The following is a 21,269-nucleotide window of genomic DNA, read 5'->3' as shown; positions in this document are numbered from 1 at the left end:
CGGCGGCATGGGCTATCTCCCCACCATGCCCCATCTCTACCTGGTCGACGGCTCCGGCTATATCTTCCGCGCCTATCACCGGCTGCCGCCGCTCACCAACAAGCATGGCGAGCCGGTCGGCGCGGTCTATGGCTATACGACGATGCTGTGGAAGCTCGCCGACGAGCTGCACAAGGCCGACGGGCCGACGCACATGGCGGTGATCCTCGACAAGAGCGAGCACACCTTCCGCAACGAGATGTACGACCAGTACAAGGCGCACCGCCCGCCCGCGCCCGAGGATCTGGTGCCCCAGTTCCCGATGATCCGCGACGCGACGCGCGCTTTCTCGCTGCCGTGCATCGAGGAGGCGGGCTGGGAAGCCGACGACCTGATCGCGAGCTATACCAAGGCGGCGCTGGCGCAGGGCTGGTCGGTGACGATCGTCAGCTCCGACAAGGACCTGATGCAGCTGATGACCGATCCGTCGGTCGACATGCTCGACACGATGAACAACCGCCGGCTGGGGCCCGAGGCGACGTTCGAGAAGTTCGGCGTCTATCCCGACAAGCTCGGCGAGGTGCTGGCGCTGATGGGCGACAGCGTCGACAACGTCCCGGGCGTCAAGGGCATCGGCCCGAAGACGGCGGCCAAGCTGATCCAGGAGTTCGGTACGGTCGAGGGCGTGCTGGCGGCGGCGCCGTCGATGAAGCCGAGCAAGATGCGCGACAATCTGATCGAGTATGCGGACATGGCACGCCTGTCGCGCAAGCTGGTCGAGCTGTCATGCGACGTGCCGCTGCCCGATCCGCTCGACGAGCTCGAGCTCAAGGGCATCCCCGACGCACCCCTGCGCGCCTTCCTCGAGCATCACGGCTTCAAGACCCTGCTGCTGCGGCTCGGCAGCACCAGCACCAGCGTCGCCGACGCGCCGGTCGAGAGTCCCGAGCCGGTGCCGCTGCCCGACGATCCGCCGTGCGACCATGACGGTTACGAGACGGTGGTCGACGAAACCGCGCTCGACCGCTGGATCGCCAATGCCCGGCATCAGGGCTGGGTGGCGATCGACACCGAGACCACCGGTGTCGACGCGACGCGCGCGGAGCTGGTCGGGGTGAGCCTGGGGCTTCAGCCCAATCTCGCCTGCTATATCCCCGTCGCGCATGGCGGCACCGACATGTTCGCCGAGAAGCCGGTCCAGCTCGACCGCGGCCTGGTGATCGCCAAGCTCAAGCCGCTGCTCGAGGACCCGGCGGTGCTCAAGATCGGGCACAACATCAAATACGACCTGATCGTGCTGTCGCGCTGCGGCATCGACGTCGCGCCCTATGACGACACGATCGTGATGAGCTTCGACCTCGATGCCGGCCTGCACGGGCACGGCATGGACGAGCTCGCCGCGACGCACCTGTCGCACTCGTGCATCGCCTACAAGGACGTGGTCGGCACGGGCAAGAAGCAGCTCGGCTTCCAGGAAGTCGATCTCAAGGCCGCGACTCGCTACGCCGCCGAGGACGCCGACGTCACGTTGCGGCTGTGGCGCCGGCTCAAGCCGCGGCTGCCATTCGAGGGTGCGACGCGGGTCTATGAGATGGTCGACCGGCCGCTCGCCCGGGTGATCGCGGGCATGGAACTGGCGGGCGTCAAGGTCGACGCCGGGGTGCTGGCGAAGCTCTCCGACGACTTCTCGAAGCAGATCGCGGCGCTCGAGGACGAGATCCACGGCATCGCCGGGTTCAAGTTCACCATCGGCAGCCCCAAGCAGCTCGGCGACGTCCTCTTCGACAAGATGGGCATCAAGGGCGGACGCAAGGGCAAGTCGGGGGTCTATTCGACCGACGTCAACGAGCTCGAGCGGATCGCGGCGGACAAGGATTCGCCCGGACGCGAGATGGTGGTGAAGGTGCTCGACTGGCGCCAGCTGACCAAGCTCAAATCGACCTATACCGACGCGCTGCAGGCGCAGATCAACCCGGCGACCGGCCGCGTCCACACCAGCTATTCGCTGACCGGCGCGCAGACCGGCCGCCTCTCATCGACCGATCCCAACCTGCAGAACATCCCGGTGCGCACCGAGGTCGGCCGGCAGATCCGCGACGCCTTCGTCGCCGAGCCGGGCAACGTCATCCTCTCGGCCGACTATTCGCAGATCGAGCTGCGCCTCGCCGCGCACATCGCCGACGTGCCGCAGCTGCGCGAGGCGTTCGAGCGCGGCGACGACATCCACAACATGACCGCGACCGAGCTGTTCGGCGAGGTGAACCGCGACACCCGCGGCCGGGCGAAGACGATCAACTTCGCGATCCTCTACGGCATCTCGCGCTGGGGCCTCGCCGGCCGGCTCGACGTCACGCCGGACGAGGCGCAGGCGATGATCGACCGCTATTTCGAGCGCTTCCCGGGGATCAGCCGCTACATCGCCGACACGCTCAACGACGCCAAGGCGCGCGGCTATACCGAGACGCTGTTCGGCCGGAAGACGCACTTCCCGCGCCTCAAATCGGCGACCCAGCACGAGCGCGCGGGCAGCGAGCGCGCCGCGATCAACGCGCCGATCCAGGGCACCAGCGCCGACATCATCAAGCGCGCGATGGCGCGGATGGGGCCGGCGCTGCGGGACGCGGGCCTGCCGGACGTCAGGATGCTGATGCAGGTGCACGACGAACTGGTGTTCGAGCTCCCCGAGGGTGATGTCGAAGCGGCGACGCCGATCATCCGCCACGTGATGGAAACCGCCGCGGAGCCGGCGGTCAAGCTCACCGTACCATTGGGGGTCGAGATCGGCACGGGGCCGAGCTGGGGCGCCGCGCATTGAGTCAGGCGGTACCTGCATCCGACGATATCGCCGCGCTCGCCAAGGGCGGGCGGACCAACGTGTTCGGGTTCGTCCTGCGTCTCGCCGCGCGCCTGCCCTTCCTGTTCATCGCCGGCCGGCTGTACGGGCCTGAGATCGTCGGGCGGTTCGCGCTCGCAGTGGTCGTCGTGGAGCTCGCGGCACTGCTCGCCACGCTCGGCCTCAAGCGCGGGCTGGCCCAGGCGCTCGCCTCGACCGACCGGCCGCATTCGCATGTGGTGTGGGACGGCATGGTCGTCGCCTTCGTCGTCTCGATCATCGCGAGCGCGGTGCTCTTCACCTTCCCGCAGATCATGTACGCCAACAGCCAGGTCACCGGCCTGGAAGGCCTGCTGCCCGTGATCGTCTTCGCGATCGCCTGGTCCGACGTCAGCCTCGCCGCGCTCGCCTATCGCGGCAACGTGAAGGCGGCGGTGACCGCGCGCGCGATCGTCGAGCCCTGGACGATCAGCATCGGCGCCTGGGTGCTCTATTATGCCTCGTCGCGCGACGGCCTGATCATCGCCTATGTGCTGTCGATGGCCGCGGCGCTGGTCGCCAGCCTGATCCCGTTCATCCGCAGCTATGGCCTGCCGCATGGCTGGTCGCCGCGGGTGACGCCATTGCTTCAGCTCGCCCGGCGCAACGTCCCGCTCGCCGGCGCCGATGCGATCGAATGGGGCACGCGCAACATCGACCGCTTCATCCTGGGCCTGCTGTTCCCGCCGGCGATCGTCGGCATCTACTACATGGCACAGCAGGTCGCCTCGATCCCGCAGAAGCTCAAGACCAGCTTCGACCCGATCCTCGGCCCGGTGATCGCGCGCAACCTCGCCGCCGGAAACCGCGCGGCGATCGCCGAGCAGGTCAAGCAGGTCGCCTTCTGGATCATCACCGCGCAGGCAGCACTGCTGCTGATGGGGGGCATCCCGGCCGAGGGCGTGATGGGCGTGGTCGGCCCGCAATTCGTCGCGGGCGCGGGCGCCTTGTGCTTCCTGCTCGCGGCCGAAGTGCTCGCCTCGCCCGGCGCGGTGTCCGAAGCGGGGCTGGTCTACATGGCGCGGCACCGCAACCTGATGGTGTCCATGCTGCTGCTCGGCTTCCAGGCGGCGCTCTCCTTCGCGCTCGTGTTCCTGATGCGCGATTTCGGCTGGGACGTGAACTATCAGGCCGCCGGACCGGCCGTAGCGCTGGCCGTGACGCTGGCACTGGGCTCGACGATCAAATGCTGGATGCTGGCGCGGATGACCAAGGCGTCGGTGTTCAGCCTGCGCCCCGGATTCGTCGCGGCGATCGTGGTGGCGGGCACCGTCGGCTGGGGCTTCACCCAGCTGCCGCATCACCTCGAATGGGTCGAGCTGTCGGTCGGCGTGCCGGCGATCTTCCTCACCTATTTCGCCGTGATCGGCAAATGGGCGTTCGGCGCGGAGGACCGCAAGCTGTTCAAGAAGCTGCCCAAGAAGGGCAGCGCCCAGTCGGTTTGATTCGACTGCGTCGAATGCGGCACCGGCCCGCTCCCCCACCCGGCCACCCACGCCAGTATATCTTGATGGGTGGCCGGGTGGGGGAGCGGGCCGGTGCCGCTTCAGCGAAGCTGAAACAGCATCAATGCCGGAAATGCCGCATTTCCGTGAAGACCATCGCCAGGCCCGCTTCGTCGGCGGCGGCAATGACCTCCTCGTCGCGGATCGAGCCGCCCGGCTGGATCACCGCCGTCGCCCCGGCCTCGACCGCGGCGAGCAGGCCGTCGGCGAAGGGGAAGAAGGCGTCGGAGGCGACCGCGCTGCCGATCGTGCGCGGTTCCGCCCAGCCGGCCTTGTCGGCGGCGTCCTTCGCCTTCCACGCCGCGATGCGCGCGGATTCGAGCCGGTTCATCTGCCCCGCGCCGACGCCCGCGGTGCTGCCGCCCTTGGCGTAGACGATCGCGTTCGACTTGACGTGCTTGGCGACGGTCCAGGCGAACAGGCAGTCGGCCAGCTCCTGCTCGGTCGGCGCGCGCTTGGTCACGACCTTGAGGTCGGCCTGCGTCACCCGGCCATTGTCGCGCGACTGGACCAGCGCGCCGCCGGCGATGGTCCTGAGCATCAGGCCGGGCCGCGCCGGATCAGGCAGGGCGCCGCAGACCAGCAGGCGCAAGTTCTTCTTGGCGGCGAAGATCGCCCTGGCCTCGTCGCTCGCGCCCGGGGCGACGACGACTTCGGTGAAGATCTCGGTGATCGCCCGCGCCGTCTCGGCATCGAGCGGACGGTTGAGCGCGATGATGCCGCCGAACGCCGACACGCTGTCGCAGGCGAGCGCGGCCTTGTACGCCTCGACCAGCGTGTCGGCGGTGGCGACGCCGCAGGGGTTGGCGTGCTTGACGATCACCACCGTCGGCGGCCCGTCGCGGAACTCGCTGACCAGCTCGAGCGCGGCATCGGCGTCGTTGTAATTATTGTAGCTGAGCTCCTTGCCCTGGAGCTGCTCGGCCTGGGAGATGCCCGCAGCGGCCGGCCCGGCGGGGAGATAGAGCGCCGCGGCCTGATGCGGATTCTCGCCGTAGCGCAGCGCCTCGCCGCGCTTGAACACCAAGGGCAGCGTCGCCGGGAAGCGCTCGCCCTGGTCGGCGAAGGCGAACCAGCTGGCGATCGCCGCGTCATATTGCGCGGTCAGCGCATAGGCCTTGGCGGCGAAGCGGCGGCGATCCTCGAGGCTCGTCTCGCCCGTGGCGACCACGTCATAATCGGCGGGATCGGTGACGATCGCGACATAGGCGTGGTTCTTGGCGGCCGAGCGGACCATCGAGGGGCCGCCGATATCGATATTCTCGATGATCTCGTCGCGGCCGGCGCCCTTCGCGACAGTCTGGGCGAAGGGATAGAGGTTGACCACCACCAGATCGATCATGCCGATCGCATGCTCGCTGGCCGAGGCCATGTGCTGCGGGTCATCGCGCACCGCGAGCAGGCCGCCATGGACCACCGGGTGGAGCGTCTTGACGCGGCCGTCCATCATCTCGGGGAAGCCGGTGAGGTCGGAAATGTCGCGCACGTCCAGCCCGGCATCGCGCAGCGCCTTGGCGGTGCCGCCGGTCGAGACCAGCTCGACGCCCCTGGCGGCCAGCGCCTGGCCGAGTTCGACGATGCCGGTCTTGTCGGAGACCGAGAGAAGGGCGCGGCGGATGGGGATGCTGGTCATGGCGGGGCCTTTAGGCAACCCGCCGCGGGCTGCAAACCCCTAACGCGCGCGGTGAAAGAGCCAGGAGACGCTGGCACCGCCCGCGGGGGACTCGCCGGTGAGGACGAGCTGCTGAGTCTCGCGCGGGATCCCGCGCCCGTCGACCCACACGCTCTCCTCGATACCGAGCGCGGCGCCGCCCGCGCGGAACTGCCACGCCGCGCCCGAAGGCGTGCGCAGCAACGCCCCGGCACCGTCGGCGGTGGGCGAGATCTGCACGCCCGGGTGGAGATGAAAGCGGATCACGAACGGCACCGGGCCCGGCTTGCCGCGGCGCCCGCCGGGGAGCAGGCTGTCCTCGCCACGCACGTCGCGGCCGTCGGCGCCGAGCGCGATGCGGCGGCGGTGGATGACGCCGTGACGCCGGACATAGCCGTCGTGACTCGCCTCGATGCGGCTGGCCGTGTCGGTTTCCTGGCGGCTGAGTTCCATCTCGGCGACGCCGCGGCCGAGCGTGCCATCGGGATGGATCGCGGTCGAGTTGCTGTCGCCGACCACCAGGGTCGAATGCGCCGCGGTCGTCCGCAGCCCTTCGGCGAGCCCGGCCGGGAGGCGCAGGTCGGCGCCGCGCGCACCGCCGCAGCTCACCACGATTCGGTCGGGCCCGTCGGAGAATTCGAACGCCAGAGTGGAGGCGCAGCCGCCCTCCATCACGCGCGCGATCGGCGGCGGCGCGGCATCCATGATCAGCACCGTGCGCTGCTGGGCGAGGCGCTGATAGCCCCATTCATGCGCCTGGCGGAGCGGCCGCACGCGTACCCCGGTCGCCGCGACGATCTCGCCGATCGTGTCGCCGTCGACCGGCACGCCGCCCTGCCAGCTCGCCAGGCCGCGATCGCCGTGGCAGACGCCGAGCAATGCGGTGACCATGCGAGTGAGTGCGCGGCTCTGCGCCTCGGGCGGATCGAGCCGGCGCGCGGCATAGGTCTCGCGCAGCAGCGTCAGCAGCATGATCGCGTCGAGCAAGGCGGCCGGCGAGCGGCCGGTGATGCCACCATCCTCGCCCACCGATCCCGCCAGCGCGCGGGCGAGGCCGGCCTCACCGAAGGCGCGGCGCGGGTCGCCGCCCGGGATCATCAGCCCCGCCGCGAGTACGCCGCACCACGCCGCGATGCGCGGCGCACCGAGCGGCACGCGGTCGGCGGTGCGGTCGAGATGCCGCGCGCCCCGCGCCAGCGCGTGCAGCACCTTCGAGCGGTAGACGAGATCGGTGCTCGACAGGATCAACGGCGCATGCGCCGTCCAGAACAGGATGCGGCGGCCCCACAGATCGGCACGCCACGCCGGATCGGTGACCTTGTCGGCATGGACGCCGAGCCATTTGCGCATCAGCGCCTCGGCCACCGGCGCGGCCTGCTGGCGCGTGGCGACCGTGGAGAGGTCGCGCAGCCAGGCGAAGCTGTGGAAATAGTCGCCGAACGGCTTCGACCAGCCGGGCTTGGCGGGATCGAGCGTCACCACGGCATGGTTCTCGCCGCGGAAGGACAATTTGCCGTCGAGCAGCGCATTGCCGCGTCCCGGATCGCCGAGAAAGGGATCGTCGGCGACCGCGATCAGCTTGAGCGGGTGGCGGCCCTTGAGCCGGAGGCCGTGGAGCGGCGTGCGCCAGGCGAGGCGATGAAAATGCTCCGACAGGCGATCGGCGAGCGAGAGGCCCTTGTCGCCGCCGGTCCGGATCAGCCGCTTGCCTTGCTCGATCCCGTCGGCAGCGGGGTCGTCGCCCTGCTCGATCACCCCGCGCGCAACGCCCGGATATTGTCGGCATAAGCGGTCGGACCGCCCTTGAACGCCGCGGTGCCCGCGACCAGCGCATCGGCGCCGGCGGCGATCACGCGCGCCGCATTGCCCTGGTCGACGCCGCCATCGACCTCGAGATCGATGTGCCGGCCGCTGGTGTCGATCTTCGCGCGCAACGCCGAGATCTTGGCGAGCTGGCTTTCGATGAACTTCTGCCCGCCAAAGCCGGGGTTGACGCTCATCACAAGGATCAGGTCGATCATGTCCATGACGTGATCGACGACATCGACCGACGTCGCGGGGTTGAGCACCACGCCGGCGCGCTTGCCCAGGCCCTTGATCGTCTGGATCGTGCGGTGGAGATGCGGGCCGCTCTCGGGATGGATCGAAAGGCAGTCCGCCCCGGCATCGGCGAAGGCCTGGAGCATCGGATCGACCGGCGCGATCATCAGATGGACGTCGAACGGCTTGGCGCTGTGCGGGCGCAGCGCCTTCACCACCGCCGGGCCGATGGTGAGGTTGGGCACGAAATGCCCGTCCATCACGTCGATATGGATCCAGTCGGCGCCCGCCTCGTCGATCGCGCGCACCTCCTCGCCCAGTCTGGCGAAATCGGCGGAGAGGATCGAGGGGGCGATGCGGACGGCGGTCATATCGGTCCTTTAACATCTCCCGAATCGCCCGCAACACGCATGAGGCGCACCATGAAAAACCCGTCGAGCCCGCCTTGTTCCGCGAGCATGCCGGGAAGCGTGCGCAGCCAGCCGCGCGCGTGCGCGACCAGGCCTTCGGGCAGTTCGTCGGCGAGGACGCGGTCGATCGCGAACTCGGGATGCTCGGCGAGGAAACGCTCGATCTGGCGCTCGCCCTCCTCGGGCTCGAGCGAGCAGGTGGCGTAGACCAGCAGCCCGCCGGGGCGGACCCAGCGCGCGGCGCGGGGAAGGAGCCTGGCCTGGAGCTCGGCCATCTCGGCGATCACGCGGGGGCGGACGCGGTGGAGGACGTCGGGGTGGCGGCGGAAGATGCCGGTGGCGCTGCACGGCGCGTCGAGCAGGACGGCATCGGCTTCGAAGCCGGGCTCCCAGGTCAGCAGGTCGGCGGTGACGATCTTCGCCGACAGGCCGGTGCGTTCCAGGTTTTCGAAAAGTCGCGCCAGACGACTTTCGGAGATGTCGACCGCGGTGACGTCCCAGCCCGATGCGGCGAGCTGGAGCGTCTTGCCGCCGGGCGCGGCGCAGAGATCGAGCGCACGGCCGGTGCCGCCGCCGATCAGACGCGCGGGGAGCGATGCGGCGAGATCCTGCACCCACCACCCGCCATCGGCATAGCCGGGGAGGTCGGGGACCGGCGTATCGCCGGCGATCCGCAAATGGCCAGGGAGCAGGCTTTCGCCGTGCAGCTCGGCCACTTCGCTTCGCAGCGTCAGGTCGAGCGGCGGCGGCGCGGCGATCGCGGCTGCCGCGGCGTCGGCGACACGCTCGCCCCAGTTTCCCGCGATCCGGGCATGGACTTGCACGGGGAGCGAGGGACGCTCGGGCAGCGCGGCGGCGTTGCGGTTGAGCGTGCCGAACACGCCATGGACCAGCTTGCGCGGACCGCCGTCGACCAGCGGCAGCACCGTCGAGATCGCGGCATGCGGCGGCGTGCCGAGACGGAGCGCCTGAGCGAGCGCAATGCGCAGCGCGAAGCGCGCCTTGGCGTCGTCGGGCAGGCGCTGGCGGGTGGCGCTGTCGATCAGCGCGTCAAGATCGGCGAGCCAGCGCAAGACTTCGGCCGCGATGGCGTGGGCGAGCCCGCGGTCGGAGGGGGCGAGGCCCGCAGTCGAAGCGTCGAGCGCCTGCTCGACGGCAAGCCCGCGCCGCAGCACGGCGTCGAGCAGGCGCAGCGCGGCCCGGCGTGCCGGGACGCCGGGGGGATCGGAAGGAGGACGCGCCAAGGCTTAGCCGCGCCGGTTGGGGTCGAGAGCGCTGGAGCGGCGGGGCGCAGGACGGGAGCCGAGCGCCGAGGGGCGGGAAGTTGACATAGTCGATACTTCCGACGGGTTTTGCGGCGCGGTGTCAACCATCGCCGGGTGGCCCATCTCCTGCGCAAGCGCTTCGAGCGCGGCGATGCGGTTGCCGGTGTCGGGGTGAGTCGAGAACCAGCTGTCACCGCCGCGGGCGAGGCCGGGGACGATGTAGAGCTGCGCCGCGGCGGGCACGCGCTCGGCGACCGGGTTGGGCACCGCCGCGGCGCCGCGCGCGAGCTTCGCCAGCGCCGAGGCGAGCGCGCGCGGATTGCCCGAGATCTCCGCGCCGCCACGGTCGGCGCCATATTCGCGCGTGCGGCTGATCGCCATCTGCACGATCATCGCGGCGAAGGGTGCGACGATCACCGCGAGGAGAGTCGCGAGCATCGCGCCGCGATCGTTCCCGCCGCGGAAGAACATGCCGAAATTGGCGAGCATCGAGATCGCCCCGGCGATCGTCGCGACCATCGTCATGATCAGCGTGTCGCGGTTGCGTACATGCGCGAGCTCGTGCGCCATCACACCCGCGATCTCGTCGCGGCTCAGCATGGCGAGCAGCCCGGTGGTCGCGGCGACGGCGGCATTCTCGGGATTGCGGCCGGTGGCGAAGGCGTTGGGGTGGGGCGAATCGATCACATAGACCTTGGGCATCGGCAGCCCCGCGCGCTGGGCGAGGCCCGCGACGAGGCCATGGAACTCGGGCGCCGAGGCGGCATCGACTTGCCTCGCGCCGTGCATCCTCAGCACGATCTTGTCGGCGTTCCAGTAGGTGAAGAGGTTCATCGCCACCGCGACCAGCAGCGCGACGATCATCCCGCCGCGCCCGCCGAGGGTGAAGCCCAATGCCATGAACAGCGCGGTCAGCGCCGCCAGCAGCATAGCCGTCTTGAAACCGTTCACTTGGATATGCTCCATTCAGCAGCGGTACCGGCCCGCTCCCCACCCGGCCACCCAACGAAGTATCATATGGGTGGCCGGGTGGGCGAGCGGGCTGGTACCGATCGGCGAAGCCGACTAACCACATCCCCAATGTGGGGATCGAAGCCATCGCCGCAATCAGGACCGCATCATGGGCAAGCGCCCCGATCACGTGAAACCGCCCGCCTATCTCTCGAAGAGCCCGCCGGTGCCCAAGCCCGAGCCGGGCAGGAAGGCGGAGACCGATCCACTGGGCGAGGATCCCACGCGCTTCGGCGACTGGGAACGCAAGGGGATCGCCGTCGACTTCTAGAGCGCGTCACGGATCTTGAGCACGGTATTCCAGTTGCGCGCGGTGTTGACCGGGTCGAGCTTGGCCTTGCCCATCGCCGGATGGAGCGTCGAACGGCCCTGGCCATCGGGGAAATCGATATAGAGCTCGCGCCCCACGACGTGCATGCGTTCGGGGCCGTCATGGATTTCCGCGAGGCGCGCCACGGCCGCCTTGTCGACGGGCACACGGTGGAACGTGACCGTGACGAAGCTCGGGCGCTCGCGGGTAGCCTCGGGAAAGGGGTTGGCATCCGCGACCGCCTTCATCTCCTGCGGCGAGCGCACGAAAATCTCGGACTTCAGCCCGGTTTCCTTGACCAGCGCGTCGTGAAGCTTCCTCTCCAGCGCCCCGGCGTCCTTCTCGTCGGCGGTGAACACGACGTTGCCCGAGGCGAGCAGGGTCTTGACGTCAGTATAACCCAGGCTCTCGACCACGGCCTTGAGCTCCGCCGACTTGAGCTGGCGCTTGCCGAGGTTGATGCCGCGCAACATCGCCGCCCATCTCATATGTGCTCCTCCCGCAACGGCCGGCTGAGCAGCGCATCGACCACCTTGGCCACCGGCGTGCCCTCGAGCAGCGCGCAGACGGCTTGGGTCACCGGCATGTCGACCCCGGCCGCCTCCGCCGCCTCGCGCAGCACCGGCGCGGTGGCCGCGCCCTCGGCAACGGTGCGGCGGTCGGCGAGCAGCTCGGCGGCGCTGCGGCCCTGGCCCAAGCCGACGCCAAGCGAGAAGTTGCGCGAATTGGTCGACGAGCAAGTGAGCACCAAGTCGCCGAGCCCCGACAGCCCCGCGAGCGTCTCGGGCCGGCCGCCGCGCGCGACGCCGAACCGCGTCATCTCGGCGAAGCCGCGCGCGATCAGCGCGGCGCGGGCGTTGAGGCCGAGTCCGGCGCCCTCGACCACGCCGCAGGCGATGGCGAGCACATTCTTGACCGCACCGCCGATCTCGGCACCGGCGACGTCGGACGAGCCATAGGTGCGGAAGGCCGGCCCCGCCAGGCGATCGGCGAGGCGCTCCCGTAGCACATCGTCCTCGCAGGCGAGGGTGACGGCGGTAGGCAGACCCTTGGCCACCTCATGCGCGAAGGTCGGGCCGGAAAGCACCGCGACCGGCGCGTCGGGATGCAGCTCGCGCGCAACCTCGGCGACGAGCTTCCGCGTACCCGCCTCGATCCCCTTGGCGCAGAGCACCAGCGGTCGGCCGGCGACGGGCAGGTCGGCGAGCACCAAACGCAGGAACTGCGCCGGAACGACCACCAGCAGCGCTTCGGCGCCGGCAAGGTCGGCGAGATCGCTGGTGGCGCGGATCGAAGGGGCGAGCGCGATGCCGGGAAGGAACAGGGCGTTTTCGTTCGCGGCGTTGACTGACGCGACGACGTCGTCCTCGCGCGCCCACAAGGTGACGGGCTCGCCGCTCCGTGCCGCCACTTGTGCGAGGGCGGTGCCCCATGCGCCACCACCGACGACTCCGATCTTCATCCCTTCACCCCCGCGCCCCTGACCTTCTCGGCATCCGGATCGAGCGGCCAGCGCGGGCGCGCGGGCAGGTCGAGCGGATCGGTCAGGCCGAGCGCGAACCGCTCGGCCCCGGCCCAGGCGATCATGGCGGCATTGTCGGTGCAGAGCCAGAGGGGCGGCGCGATGAAGGGCAGATCATGCTCGGCGGCGAGCGTGGTGAGCGCGCTGCGCACGGCGGTGTTGGCGGCGACCCCGCCGGCGACGACGAGCGCGGTCGCTTCAGGCGCCTTACCCAGCGCGATGCGGGTGCGGTCGACCAGGCAATCGACCACCGCCTGCTGGAACGAGGCCGCGAGATCGGCCGGAGCGAATTTGCCGACCTTGCGCGCGACGTCGCTCTTGAGGCCGGCGAAGGAGAAATGCGGCTCGCCCGATCCGACCAGCGGACGCGGCAGCGGCACGGCGCGGGGATTGCCCTCGAGGGCGGCACGCTCGACCGCGGGGCCACCCGGAAAGCCGAGGCCAAGCAGCTTGGCGGTCTTGTCGAACGCTTCGCCGGCGGCGTCGTCGATCGTGGTGGCGAGGCGGCGATAGCGGCCGACGCCCTCGACCAGCAGCAGCTGGCAATGCCCGCCCGAGACGAGCAGCAGCAGATAGGGAAAGACAAGGTCCGGCTCGGCGAGCCGCGGCGAGAGCGCATGGCCCTCGAGATGGTTGACCGCGACCAGCGGCTTGTTCGCGGCATGCGCCAGCGCCTTGCCTGTGACGAGCCCCACCATGACGCCACCGATCAGCCCGGGGCCGGCGGTGGCGGCGATCGCATCGACATCGGCGAGCGTGACGTTCGCCTCGTCGAGCGCCGCCTCGATCAGCGGGCCGAGCGCCTCGACATGCGCGCGCGCGGCGATCTCGGGCACCACGCCGCCATAGGGGCGATGCGCCTCGTCCTGCCGGGCAAGGCGATGGGCGAGGATCTCGCGATCGCCGGTCACCAGCGCCGCGGCGGTTTCGTCACAACTCGATTCGAGGCCGAGGATCAGCATCGGCCCGATCTAGGGATTCGACCGCCGCTTGTCGAAGGCTCAGAGCTTCTGGTCCTATCTGGAAGCCAAGGCGAGCTTCTCGACGAGCGCGTCGGGGATTGGCCGATCCGGCGAGAAGGTGATCCCGGTCTTGGTCGATTTGAGCCCGGCGGCGGCAACCTCGTCGGCATGCGCAGCGATGGCTGACGGAGACAAATAGAGGCCGCATTGCTTGCTGAACGCGGCATAGCCCGCGATGAGGGATTGTCCGATCCTGAACCCCGGCATCTTATAGGCGATGACTTCCTCGGCCTCAGGCAGCGCGTGCGCGAGTTGCGCGCGCAATCGAACGAGCGACGGGCGGAGGGCCGCAGGCGCCTCGGCGATATAGGCATCGTGGTCAGCAACCATGGCGCGACCTCAGGGCCGGGCGAGCGATGCCGCCACCTTTGCCTCCGATTCCGCGTGCAGCGCCCAGAAGTTCCGCACCGGCTCGCCCTTGAGCAGGCCCTCGAGCACGGCGAGGTGCGAATGCCAGCCGCCGCCGAAATTGGCCATCGGCGCTGGGCCGGTGATGCCGCTGTGGGTCAGCACGAGCCGCGTCCTGCCGCCGCCGGCATCCGACAGCTCGAAACGGGCGATGCCTTCCTTGCCCTCGTCCCAGCTGATCGCGAAGACGCGCGGCGGGTCGAACTCGACCACCTTCTCGCGCCCCACGGCGCCCTTCCACTTGGCGTAGTCCGCCGGATAGGGGACATCGTCCGCGGAGAGATTGTCATGGTCGAACACCAGCTCGACCGTCTCGCCGGCGCGATGCGCGTCCGTTCCGCCTGAGAACCACTGGTAGCGCAGTTTCGCCTCGGTGAGATAGCGCCACACCGTCTCGGGCGCGGCGTCGAGGATGCGCACCATGCGCAGCGTGTCGGGGGCGAGAACTTCCATGTCTGCGAGCGTGCCGGTCATCGGGGTCACTCCGTGATGCGGGCGAGGCTGTCGAGGATCATCGTCCAGCCGCTGCGCGTCTGGTCCTCATAGGCCGCCCATTGCGGATTCATTTCATGGGTGAGGGTCAGCGTGCAGCCGGTCGCGGTCGCCGCGATGTCGATGCTGACGCGAGTCCATTCGCCTTCCTCGGCGGGGTCGGCGGCGAACAGGAAGACGAGGCGGGTGGGGCGGTCGATCACCTCGAACTGCAGGCGGTGGCCGGCATCGCCGCCGGGGCGCCGCTCGACGATCAGCGCCCGGCCGCCGACGCGGGCGTCGATCTCGACCGTCTGCATCTCGCCATCGGAGGTCGCGAACAGGAAGCGGCGCGCCTGCGCGGGATCGAGCCAAGCGTCGAACACGCGTTCCGGCGACGCGGCGAAGTCGCGGCGGACGGTGAGGATGACGGGCTCGCTCATGCGAGGTTTAGCTGCCACGAGATGCCGAACCGGTCATTGACCCAGGCGAAGCGCGCGCTCCAGCCGTAATTGTCGGGTGGCATCAGCACCCCGCCATCCTCCGACAGCGTCGCGAACAGCCGGTCGAACTCGGCCGCGTCGGCGCATTCGAGGAAGAACGACCAGGAGGGGGTGAAGTCGAACCCGTGGGTGACGAAACTGTCGTGCACCATCACCGCCTGGCCGGCGATCGTCGCATAGCCGCGCAACACGGTGCCTGCGGGGCCGGGGCCGTCGACGCCGAATTTCTCGAGCGAGTCGATGCGGCTGTCGGGCACATGCTCGGCGTAGAAATCGAGCGCGGCTTCGGCCTTGCCGCCCTGGAACATCAGAAAGGGGGTCGCTTTGGCCATCGGTCAGGCTCCTTTCTCGTCGACGATGGGGATGAAGCCGCCGTAGATCATGCGCTTGGGGTCCATGAGGTTCAGCTCGTCGGGCATCTGAACCGTGCGCGGGTCGGCGGCGACGGCATCGTTGCCCCTGTCGCGCGCTTCCTTCGATGGCCATTCGATGAAGGAGAAGAGGACGGTCTCGTCATCCTTGGCCTGGACCGCGCGATAGAAGTCGGTGATCTCGCCCTTGGGTACGTCGTCGCCCCAATTCTCGATTACGCGCAGCGCGCCGTGATCGACGAAGACCTTCGCGACACGTTGCGCCATCGCGCGGAAGCGCTCGCGATTCGCGGTGGGCACCGCGAGCACATAGCCGTCGATATAGGTCAATGCGTCTCTCCCTTCGGCGCCTCGCGGAGGAGCGCTTCGAGCGCGTCGAGACGGACGTTCCAGAAGCGCTCCCATTGGCGCAGCCACTGGTCGGCTTCCGCCAGCGGTTCGGCCTGGAGGCGGCAAAGCTGGGTGCGGCCCGCCTTGCGGCGGACGATCAGGCCGGCGCGCTCGAGCACCTGGACGTGCTTGGACGCGCCGGCGAAGCTCATCGCATAGGGCTGGGCGAGCTCGCCGATCGACTTCTCGCCAAGCGCGAGGCTGGCGAGCATGCCGCGGCGCGTGGGATCGGCGAGCGCGTGAAAGGTGGCGTCGAGTCGTTCAACCATTTGGTTGAGCTACGACCCGATGCAGAGATTGTCAACCGAATGGTTTAACTTCTGGCGAGCACCGAGTCCGCGACGAACGGGTTGGTGCGGCGTTCCTGCGCGAAGGTACTGGGCTGGCCGTGGCCGGGGACGAACACCGTGTCGCCGCCGAGCGGCCAGAGCTTGCCGGTGATCGCGTCGAGCAGGTCCTGATGATTGCCCATCGGGAAGTCGGTGCGGCCGATCGAGCCCTGGAACAGCACGTCGCCGACGATGGCGAGCTTCGAAGGCGGATGGTGGAACACGACATGGCCCGGGGTGTGACCGGGGCAATGATAGACGTCGAGCGTGAGGTTGCCGACCGTCACCGCGTCGCCATTCTCCAGCCAGCGGTCCGGCTCGAAGATGCGGCCGTCGATGCCGTAGTTGCGGCCGTCGTCCTCGAGCCGGCTGATCCAGAAGCGGTCGGCCTCGTGCGGGCCCTCGATCGGCACGCCGAGCTCCTTGGCGAGCATCCCGGCCTGGCCGCAATGGTCGATATGGCCGTGGGTGATCAGCAGCTTCTCGACCGTGACGCCATGCTGCTGTGCCGCCGCCTTGAGCCGATCGAGGTCGCCGCCGGGATCGGTGAAAGCGCCGCGCATCGTCCGCGTGCACCAGATCAGCGTGCTGTTCTGCTGGAGCGGCGTGACCGGCACGATCGCGACGCGCAGTGGAGGATTTTGGGCAGTGCTCATCGCCTGCGCAGATAGGCGGCCAGGAAAGGAGCGGCAACAGAGGGTTGCAGGGCGGCGCGCGGGGCTGCATGCGGGCGCGATGCTTGGACCGGCCCCTTTCGTGCTGCTCGACGATGCCCGGCCGGGCGGCGCCGATGCCCGGCTCTACCGCGATCCGGTGCGGATCGTGGCGGCGCATGCGCCAGGCGAGGTGCGGAACGCGCTGGCGGCGCTCGATGCCGCCCGGAGGGAAAGGCTGCACGCGGCAGGATATCTGGCCTATGAGGCGGGGCACGCGCTGGAATCTAAGCTCGGCACGCCGGCGAGCGCGGGCGGACCGCTACTCTGGTTCGGGCTGTTCGAGTCCTACGAGACGGTCGCGGCGGCGGACGTGCCGGTGCTGTTGCCCGACCCGCGCGGGGCGTGGATCGGGCGACCGAGGCCCCGGATCGGCCGCGCCGACTATGACGCCGCCTTTGCCCGGGTGCACGACTGGATCGAGGCGGGCGACATTTATCAGGCCAATTTGACCTTCCGCGCGAGCGTCCGTCTGCTCGGCGATCCGCTCGCGGCCTATGCGGCGATCCGGGGGCGGGCGGCGGCGGGCTATGGCGGCATCGTGTGGACGGGGGAGGACTGGCTGCTGTCCTTTTCCCCGGAGCTGTTCTTCGCGTTGCGGGACGGCGAGCTGATCGCGCGGCCGATGAAGGGGACGACGCCGCGCGGCGCGACGCCCGAGGCGGACGCAGCCGCGAAAGCGGCGCTGGCGAGCGACCCCAAGCAGCGTGCCGAGAACCTCATGATCGTCGACCTGATGCGCAACGACCTGACGCGCATCGCGCAACCGGGCAGCGTGCACGTGCCCGAGCTGTTCAAGGTCGAGACCTATCCGACGCTGCACACGATGGTCTCGACCGTCTCGGCGCGGTTGGCGGAGGGCACCAGCATCGGCGAGGTGATCGCGGCGACCTTCCCGTGCGGATCGGTGACCGGCGCGCCCAAGATCCGCGCAATGGAAGTGATCGGCGCGGTCGAGGCCGATGCGCGCGGTCCCTATACCGGATCGATCGGGCGGATCGACGCCGCCGAGGAATCAGGAAGCGCCGGCGCCGCGTTCAACGTCGCGATCCGCACGCTGCACTTGCCCGCCGGAGGTGAAACCGCGAGCATCGGGCTGGGATCGGGCGTGGTCGCGGACTCGCGCGCGGGGGAGGAATGGGACGAGTGCCTGGCCAAGGGCGCGTTCCTGACGAGGGGGCAGGGGCAAGTGGACCTCATCGAGACCATGGCGTTCGACCCGGCGCTGGGCATCGCGCTGCTCGAACGGCATCTCGCGCGGATCAAGACGAGCGCCGAGGCGCTGGGCTTCGCGTTCGACCGCCACGCGGCGCGCAACGAGCTGCAGGCGGCCACCTTCCGGCTGCGCAAGCCCGCGCGGGTGCGGCTGCTGCTTTCGCGCACCGGCAATGTCGCGATCGGCACCGCGCCGCTGCCGCTCGTGCCCGACCGACCCGTGGCCGTGGCGATCCGGGCCCGCGAAGTCGCGCCGCGCGACTTCCGGCTCGCGCACAAGACCAGCGACCGGCAAATCTATCCGCGCGTGGAGGGTGCGTTCGAGACGCTCTACATCGATGGCGAGGGCTTCCTGACCGAAGGCAGCTTCACCTCGATCTTCGTCGAGCGCGGCGGCAAGCTGCTGACGCCGCCGCTGGCCCGTGGCATCCTGCCCGGCGTGCTGCGCGCCGAGCTGATCGAAGGCGGCCGCGCGATGGAAGCCGAGCTGACTCCGGCCGATCTCGCGCGCGGCTTCTTCATCGGCAACGCGCTGCGCGGACTGGTTGCGGCGGTTACGGTTGCGGAAGAGGCATCCGCGGACCTATAGGGCGCGCGTTTCCCCTCCAGACAGGCGACCGCCATGCAGACTTCCGCCGCGCTCAACCGTATCCAGCCCTCCGCCACGCTCGCGATGACGAGCCGGGTGTTCGAGCTGAAACGGCAGGGCATCGACGTGATCGGTCTGGGCGCGGGCGAGCCCGATTTCGACACGCCCGACTTCGTCAAGGAAGCCGCGATCGAGGCGATCCGCAAGGGCGTCACCAAATATACCAATGTCGACGGCACCCCCGAGCTCAAGGCCGCGATCGTCGGCAAGTTCAAGCGCGACAACGGCCTGACCTATGCCGAGAACCAGATCAGCGTGAACTCGGGCGGCAAGCACACCCTGTTCAATGCCTTTTGCGCGACGATCGACGCGGGCGACGAGGTGATCGTGCCGGCGCCCTATTGGGTGAGCTATCCCGATGTGGTCGAGTTCGCCGGGGGCAAGCCGGTGTTCGTCTCGGCCGGCGCCGACCAGAACTACAAGATCAAGCCCGAGCAGCTCGAGGCGGCGATCACCGCCAAGACCAAGTGGGTGGTGCTCAACTCGCCCTCCAATCCGACCGGCGCCGCGTACAGCGCGGCCGAGCTCAAGGCGCTGGGCGAGGTGCTCGAGCGGCACCCGCATGTGCTGATCTATGCCGACGACATGTACGAGCACATCCTCTACGACGGCTTCGAGTTCGCGACGATCGCGCAGGTCTGCCCGTCGCTCTTCGACCGCACGCTGACCGCCAACGGCATGTCCAAGGCCTATGCCATGACCGGCTGGCGCATCGGTTTCGGCGCCGGGCCACAATGGCTGATCAAGGCGATGGGCAAGCTCCAGTCGCAATCGACCAGCAACCCGTGCAGCATCAGCCAGGCGGCGTCGGTGGCGGCGCTCAACGGCGACCAGTCGTTCCTCAAGGAGCGCGCCGCGGCGTTCCAGAAGCGTCGCGACCTGGTCGTGTCGATGCTCAACCAGATCAACGGCATGAACTGCCCGCGGCCCGAGGGCGCCTTCTACGTCTATCCCGAGTTCAGCGCGCTGATCGGCAAGACCACCCCCAAGGGCCTGGTCATCGACACCGACGAGACGATGGTCGGCTATCTGCTCGACGACGCCAAGGTTGCGGCGGTGCACGGCGGCGCGTTCGGCTTCTCGCCCGCGCTGCGCATCAGCTATGCGACCAGCGAGGACGTGCTGACCGAGGCGTGCGGACGCATCCAGGAGGCGTGCGCGGCGCTGCGCTAACCTTAAGGCCGCTCGCGCGGCGCGCGGTGCCGGCCCGCTCCCCCTCCCGGCCACCCAACGTCAGTATCATATGGGTGGCCGGGTGGGGAGCGGGCGGGCACCGCAACCTGAACGACAAATTACGTTGCGGCCAGCGAACGTTCATCGGCGACAAGTAGAACTTCTCTTGGATTCGCGGGCGGCGATCCCATCTCCGCCTCCAACAAGACAAAGGGTCTAGTCATGCGTGCCATGCTCAAGTCGCAGTTCCTGCGGCGTTTCCTGGCCGGCTTCTCGCTTGGCGCGATCGGTATGGTCGCGTTCAACATCGAGCAGGTCGCCGCCAACGCGATTTTCTGATGCGTGCCGTCGCCCTCGGCATTGCGGGCCTTGCGAGCCTGGGCTTCATGTCCGCCGCCGGCCTCGTGCCGCCGGTCGCCGTCGCGGCCGAGAAGGCGGTGGCGATTCCCGCTTCCACCACCGATGTCGCGGCGGCGCCGGGCGACCAGGTCGCGGTGCTCGCGGGCGGCTGCTTCTGGAGCATGGAGGCGGTGTTCGAGCAGGTGAAGGGCGTGCGCGACGTGACCAGCGGCTTTGCCGGCGGCCCGCGCGCCACCGCGACCTACCAGCAGGTCGCCACCGAACGCACCGGCCATGCCGAAGCGGTGCGCATCGTCTACGACCCGCGCCAGGTGAGCTACGCCACGCTGCTTCGCATCTATTTCTCGGTCGCGCACGATCCGACTCAACTCAACCGCCAAGGCCCCGACACCGGCCCGAGCTATCGTTCGGCGATCTTCCCGCAGAATCCCGGCCAGGCGCGCGTGGCGCGCGCCTATATCGCGCAGCTCGGCAAGACCGGAGCCTATGGCAGGCCGATCGTGACCAGGATCGAGCAGGGCCAGTTCCACCTCGCCGAAGCGAGCCACCAGGATTTCGCGAGGCGCAACCCCAACCACCCCTATATCGTGCGCTGGGACAAGCCGAAGGTCGCGGCGTTCCGCGCGTCCTTCCCTTCGCTCGCGCGCTAGGCCAGCCCCAGTTCGGCGAGTTTTCCGGCCAGCTCGGCAGGAAGTGACGCCATGTCGCCGCTGCCGAGATCGGCCGGCGCGTCCTTGCCCTCGAGATAACGCCAGCCCTGGTGCGCGCGCTTGGGACGCGGCTGGACCAGGATCAGCTCGGGCGCGAGATGGATCGCGACCCGCCCGCCCTCGGCCTCGCCGAACTTCAGGATCGGCGAGCGCCCGACCAGCTGGTGCTTGATGATCCAGAAGAGCGAGCCGCCTTCGATGCCATCGGCGGCGATCTCCTCGTGGCGCTTGGGCAGATAACGCGTCGTCAGGAACGCGGTCGGACCATGCGCGGCGCGCAAGGCAAGGCGCTCGCGCAGATAGTCGACGCTGTCGCAGCCATAGGCGACCTTGGTGAGATGAAGCGGCACGCCCTCCATCTGGGCGCAAGACGTCCGCGGTTCAACCGGG

The 21,269-nt window shown here is 69.2% G+C and carries 22 protein-coding genes; 6 read left to right on the top strand and 16 right to left on the bottom strand.

Annotation, left to right across the window (positions count from 1 at the left end; genetic code table 11):
- Positions 1 to 25 precede the first annotated feature (25 nt).
- Both polA and ABDV68_RS03090 read left to right on the top strand, forming a co-directional pair.
- On the top strand, positions 26 to 2,794 hold the full coding sequence (gene polA / locus ABDV68_RS03095; protein WP_343518187.1) for a DNA polymerase I: 2,769 nt from the start codon (positions 26 to 28) through the stop codon (positions 2,792 to 2,794).
- A complete protein-coding gene (locus ABDV68_RS03090) occupies positions 2,791 to 4,296 on the top strand; it encodes a lipopolysaccharide biosynthesis protein (RefSeq protein WP_343518186.1) in 1,506 nt (501 codons plus the stop codon). The genes polA and ABDV68_RS03090 overlap by 4 nt, the downstream gene beginning before the upstream one ends.
- 121 nt (positions 4,297 to 4,417) lie before the next feature.
- Here the strand turns inward: ABDV68_RS03090 and purH are convergent, their stop codons facing one another.
- From purH to htpX, 5 genes are read right to left on the bottom strand one after another with little or no spacing between them, the layout of a single operon-like run.
- Positions 4,418 to 5,989 (bottom strand): bifunctional phosphoribosylaminoimidazolecarboxamide formyltransferase/IMP cyclohydrolase, encoded by a 1,572-nt coding sequence (gene purH, locus ABDV68_RS03085; RefSeq protein WP_343518185.1) that lies wholly within the window; start codon positions 5,987 to 5,989, stop codon positions 4,418 to 4,420.
- A gap of 39 nt (positions 5,990 to 6,028) precedes the next feature.
- Positions 6,029 to 7,762 (bottom strand): heparinase II/III family protein, encoded by a 1,734-nt coding sequence (locus ABDV68_RS03080; RefSeq protein WP_343518184.1) that lies wholly within the window; start codon positions 7,760 to 7,762, stop codon positions 6,029 to 6,031.
- Complete coding sequence (gene rpe / locus ABDV68_RS03075; protein ID WP_343518183.1) at positions 7,759 to 8,418, bottom strand: ribulose-phosphate 3-epimerase; 660 nt, start codon at positions 8,416 to 8,418, stop codon at positions 7,759 to 7,761. The genes ABDV68_RS03080 and rpe overlap by 4 nt, the downstream gene beginning before the upstream one ends.
- Positions 8,415 to 9,701, bottom strand: coding sequence for an RsmB/NOP family class I SAM-dependent RNA methyltransferase (locus tag ABDV68_RS03070; protein ID WP_343518182.1), 1,287 nt, complete (start codon positions 9,699 to 9,701; stop codon positions 8,415 to 8,417). Before ABDV68_RS03070 ends, rpe begins: the two co-directional genes overlap by 4 nt.
- Positions 9,702 to 9,704: 3 nt before the next feature.
- Positions 9,705 to 10,673 carry a zinc metalloprotease HtpX gene (gene htpX, locus ABDV68_RS03065; RefSeq protein WP_343518181.1) on the bottom strand — a complete coding sequence of 323 codons (969 nt, stop codon included), beginning with the start codon at positions 10,671 to 10,673 and terminating at the stop codon, positions 9,705 to 9,707.
- A gap of 169 nt (positions 10,674 to 10,842) precedes the next feature.
- Here htpX and ABDV68_RS03060 point away from each other — a divergent pair, with 169 nt between their 5' ends.
- Positions 10,843 to 11,004: a DUF1674 domain-containing protein gene (locus ABDV68_RS03060; RefSeq protein WP_343518180.1), complete on the top strand. Its 162-nt coding sequence runs from the start codon at positions 10,843 to 10,845 to the stop codon at positions 11,002 to 11,004.
- Here ABDV68_RS03060 and ABDV68_RS03055 read toward each other — a convergent pair.
- The 10 genes from ABDV68_RS03055 to ABDV68_RS03010 are packed head-to-tail and all read right to left on the bottom strand — an operon-like array spanning position 11,001 to position 16,715.
- The gene (locus ABDV68_RS03055; RefSeq protein ID WP_343518179.1) at positions 11,001 to 11,531 is read right to left on the bottom strand and encodes a DUF1697 domain-containing protein; all 531 of its coding nucleotides are present in this window, start codon (positions 11,529 to 11,531) and stop codon (positions 11,001 to 11,003) included. The genes ABDV68_RS03060 and ABDV68_RS03055 overlap by 4 nt on opposite strands.
- Positions 11,528 to 12,505, bottom strand: coding sequence for an NAD(P)H-dependent glycerol-3-phosphate dehydrogenase (locus ABDV68_RS03050; protein WP_343518178.1), 978 nt, complete (start codon positions 12,503 to 12,505; stop codon positions 11,528 to 11,530). Before ABDV68_RS03050 ends, ABDV68_RS03055 begins: the two co-directional genes overlap by 4 nt.
- Positions 12,502 to 13,527, bottom strand: coding sequence for a tRNA (adenosine(37)-N6)-threonylcarbamoyltransferase complex transferase subunit TsaD (tsaD, locus tag ABDV68_RS03045; protein WP_343518177.1), 1,026 nt, complete (start codon positions 13,525 to 13,527; stop codon positions 12,502 to 12,504). The genes ABDV68_RS03050 and tsaD overlap by 4 nt, the downstream gene beginning before the upstream one ends.
- A gap of 54 nt (positions 13,528 to 13,581) precedes the next feature.
- Positions 13,582 to 13,917 (bottom strand): DUF1801 domain-containing protein, encoded by a 336-nt coding sequence (locus ABDV68_RS03040; protein WP_343518176.1) that lies wholly within the window; start codon positions 13,915 to 13,917, stop codon positions 13,582 to 13,584.
- A 9-nt stretch (positions 13,918 to 13,926) separates the two neighbouring features.
- Positions 13,927 to 14,469 carry an SRPBCC family protein gene (locus ABDV68_RS03035; protein ID WP_343518175.1) on the bottom strand — a complete coding sequence of 181 codons (543 nt, stop codon included), beginning with the start codon at positions 14,467 to 14,469 and terminating at the stop codon, positions 13,927 to 13,929.
- A gap of 5 nt (positions 14,470 to 14,474) precedes the next feature.
- Entirely contained in the window at positions 14,475 to 14,909 is a 435-nt protein-coding gene (locus ABDV68_RS03030) for an SRPBCC domain-containing protein (RefSeq protein WP_343518174.1), read from the bottom strand.
- Positions 14,906 to 15,301, bottom strand: coding sequence for a VOC family protein (locus ABDV68_RS03025; protein ID WP_343518173.1), 396 nt, complete (start codon positions 15,299 to 15,301; stop codon positions 14,906 to 14,908). The genes ABDV68_RS03030 and ABDV68_RS03025 overlap by 4 nt, the downstream gene beginning before the upstream one ends.
- A 3-nt stretch (positions 15,302 to 15,304) precedes the next feature.
- Complete coding sequence (locus ABDV68_RS03020; protein WP_343518172.1) at positions 15,305 to 15,670, bottom strand: DUF1428 domain-containing protein; 366 nt, start codon at positions 15,668 to 15,670, stop codon at positions 15,305 to 15,307.
- Positions 15,667 to 15,999 carry a metalloregulator ArsR/SmtB family transcription factor gene (locus ABDV68_RS03015; protein WP_343518171.1) on the bottom strand — a complete coding sequence of 111 codons (333 nt, stop codon included), beginning with the start codon at positions 15,997 to 15,999 and terminating at the stop codon, positions 15,667 to 15,669. The genes ABDV68_RS03020 and ABDV68_RS03015 overlap by 4 nt, the downstream gene beginning before the upstream one ends.
- A gap of 44 nt (positions 16,000 to 16,043) precedes the next feature.
- The gene (locus ABDV68_RS03010) at positions 16,044 to 16,715 is read right to left on the bottom strand and encodes an MBL fold metallo-hydrolase (protein ID WP_343518170.1); all 672 of its coding nucleotides are present in this window, start codon (positions 16,713 to 16,715) and stop codon (positions 16,044 to 16,046) included.
- Between the two features lie 79 nt (positions 16,716 to 16,794).
- Here ABDV68_RS03010 and pabB point away from each other — a divergent pair, with 79 nt between their 5' ends.
- The 3 genes from pabB (at position 16,795) to msrA (ending at position 20,819) form a co-directional block, all read left to right on the top strand.
- Positions 16,795 to 18,576, top strand: a complete 1,782-nt coding sequence (gene pabB / locus ABDV68_RS03005; protein ID WP_343518169.1) for an aminodeoxychorismate synthase component I — start codon at positions 16,795 to 16,797, stop codon at positions 18,574 to 18,576.
- A gap of 33 nt (positions 18,577 to 18,609) precedes the next feature.
- Positions 18,610 to 19,809 carry a pyridoxal phosphate-dependent aminotransferase gene (locus ABDV68_RS03000; RefSeq protein ID WP_343518168.1) on the top strand — a complete coding sequence of 400 codons (1,200 nt, stop codon included), beginning with the start codon at positions 18,610 to 18,612 and terminating at the stop codon, positions 19,807 to 19,809.
- A 386-nt stretch (positions 19,810 to 20,195) separates the two neighbouring features.
- Entirely contained in the window at positions 20,196 to 20,819 is a 624-nt protein-coding gene (gene msrA, locus ABDV68_RS02995; protein ID WP_343518205.1) for a peptide-methionine (S)-S-oxide reductase MsrA, read from the top strand.
- Here msrA and ABDV68_RS02990 read toward each other — a convergent pair.
- Entirely contained in the window at positions 20,816 to 21,229 is a 414-nt protein-coding gene (locus ABDV68_RS02990) for a DUF1489 domain-containing protein (protein ID WP_343518167.1), read from the bottom strand. The genes msrA and ABDV68_RS02990 overlap by 4 nt on opposite strands.
- Positions 21,230 to 21,269: the final 40 nt, after the last annotated feature.

The organism is Sphingomonas sp. (assembly GCF_039595165.1).
In the GTDB taxonomy this organism is placed as follows: Bacteria; Pseudomonadota; Alphaproteobacteria; order Sphingomonadales; family Sphingomonadaceae; genus Sphingomonas.
The sequence above is the reverse complement of the archived record's forward strand: the minus strand, read 5'-3'. Positions and strand labels throughout refer to the sequence as shown.

What these genes read in the sequence shown, in the direction of transcription:
- ABDV68_RS03025 (WP_343518173.1), bottom strand. Translation starts at nt 15,301, where the DNA reads ATGGCCAAAGCGACCCCCTTTCTGATGTTCCAGGGCGGCAAGGCCGAA.
- ABDV68_RS03050 (WP_343518178.1), bottom strand. Translation starts at nt 12,505, where the DNA reads ATGAAGATCGGAGTCGTCGGTGGTGGCGCATGGGGCACCGCCCTCGCA.
- ABDV68_RS03010 (WP_343518170.1), bottom strand. Translation starts at nt 16,715, where the DNA reads ATGAGCACTGCCCAAAATCCTCCACTGCGCGTCGCGATCGTGCCGGTC.
- ABDV68_RS03000 (WP_343518168.1), top strand. Translation starts at nt 18,610, where the DNA reads ATGCAGACTTCCGCCGCGCTCAACCGTATCCAGCCCTCCGCCACGCTC.
- ABDV68_RS03040 (WP_343518176.1), bottom strand. Translation starts at nt 13,917, where the DNA reads ATGGTTGCTGACCACGATGCCTATATCGCCGAGGCGCCTGCGGCCCTC.
- ABDV68_RS03015 (WP_343518171.1), bottom strand. Translation starts at nt 15,999, where the DNA reads ATGGTTGAACGACTCGACGCCACCTTTCACGCGCTCGCCGATCCCACG.
- ABDV68_RS03060 (WP_343518180.1), top strand. Translation starts at nt 10,843, where the DNA reads ATGGGCAAGCGCCCCGATCACGTGAAACCGCCCGCCTATCTCTCGAAG.
- ABDV68_RS03030 (WP_343518174.1), bottom strand. Translation starts at nt 14,909, where the DNA reads ATGAGCGAGCCCGTCATCCTCACCGTCCGCCGCGACTTCGCCGCGTCG.
- tsaD (WP_343518177.1), bottom strand. Translation starts at nt 13,527, where the DNA reads ATGCTGATCCTCGGCCTCGAATCGAGTTGTGACGAAACCGCCGCGGCG.
- purH (WP_343518185.1), bottom strand. Translation starts at nt 5,989, where the DNA reads ATGACCAGCATCCCCATCCGCCGCGCCCTTCTCTCGGTCTCCGACAAG.
- ABDV68_RS03055 (WP_343518179.1), bottom strand. Translation starts at nt 11,531, where the DNA reads ATGAGATGGGCGGCGATGTTGCGCGGCATCAACCTCGGCAAGCGCCAG.
- polA (WP_343518187.1), top strand. Translation starts at nt 26, where the DNA reads ATGCCCCATCTCTACCTGGTCGACGGCTCCGGCTATATCTTCCGCGCC.
- ABDV68_RS03035 (WP_343518175.1), bottom strand. Translation starts at nt 14,469, where the DNA reads ATGACCGGCACGCTCGCAGACATGGAAGTTCTCGCCCCCGACACGCTG.
- rpe (WP_343518183.1), bottom strand. Translation starts at nt 8,418, where the DNA reads ATGACCGCCGTCCGCATCGCCCCCTCGATCCTCTCCGCCGATTTCGCC.
- pabB (WP_343518169.1), top strand. Translation starts at nt 16,795, where the DNA reads ATGCTTGGACCGGCCCCTTTCGTGCTGCTCGACGATGCCCGGCCGGGC.
- msrA (WP_343518205.1), top strand. Translation starts at nt 20,196, where the DNA reads ATGTCCGCCGCCGGCCTCGTGCCGCCGGTCGCCGTCGCGGCCGAGAAG.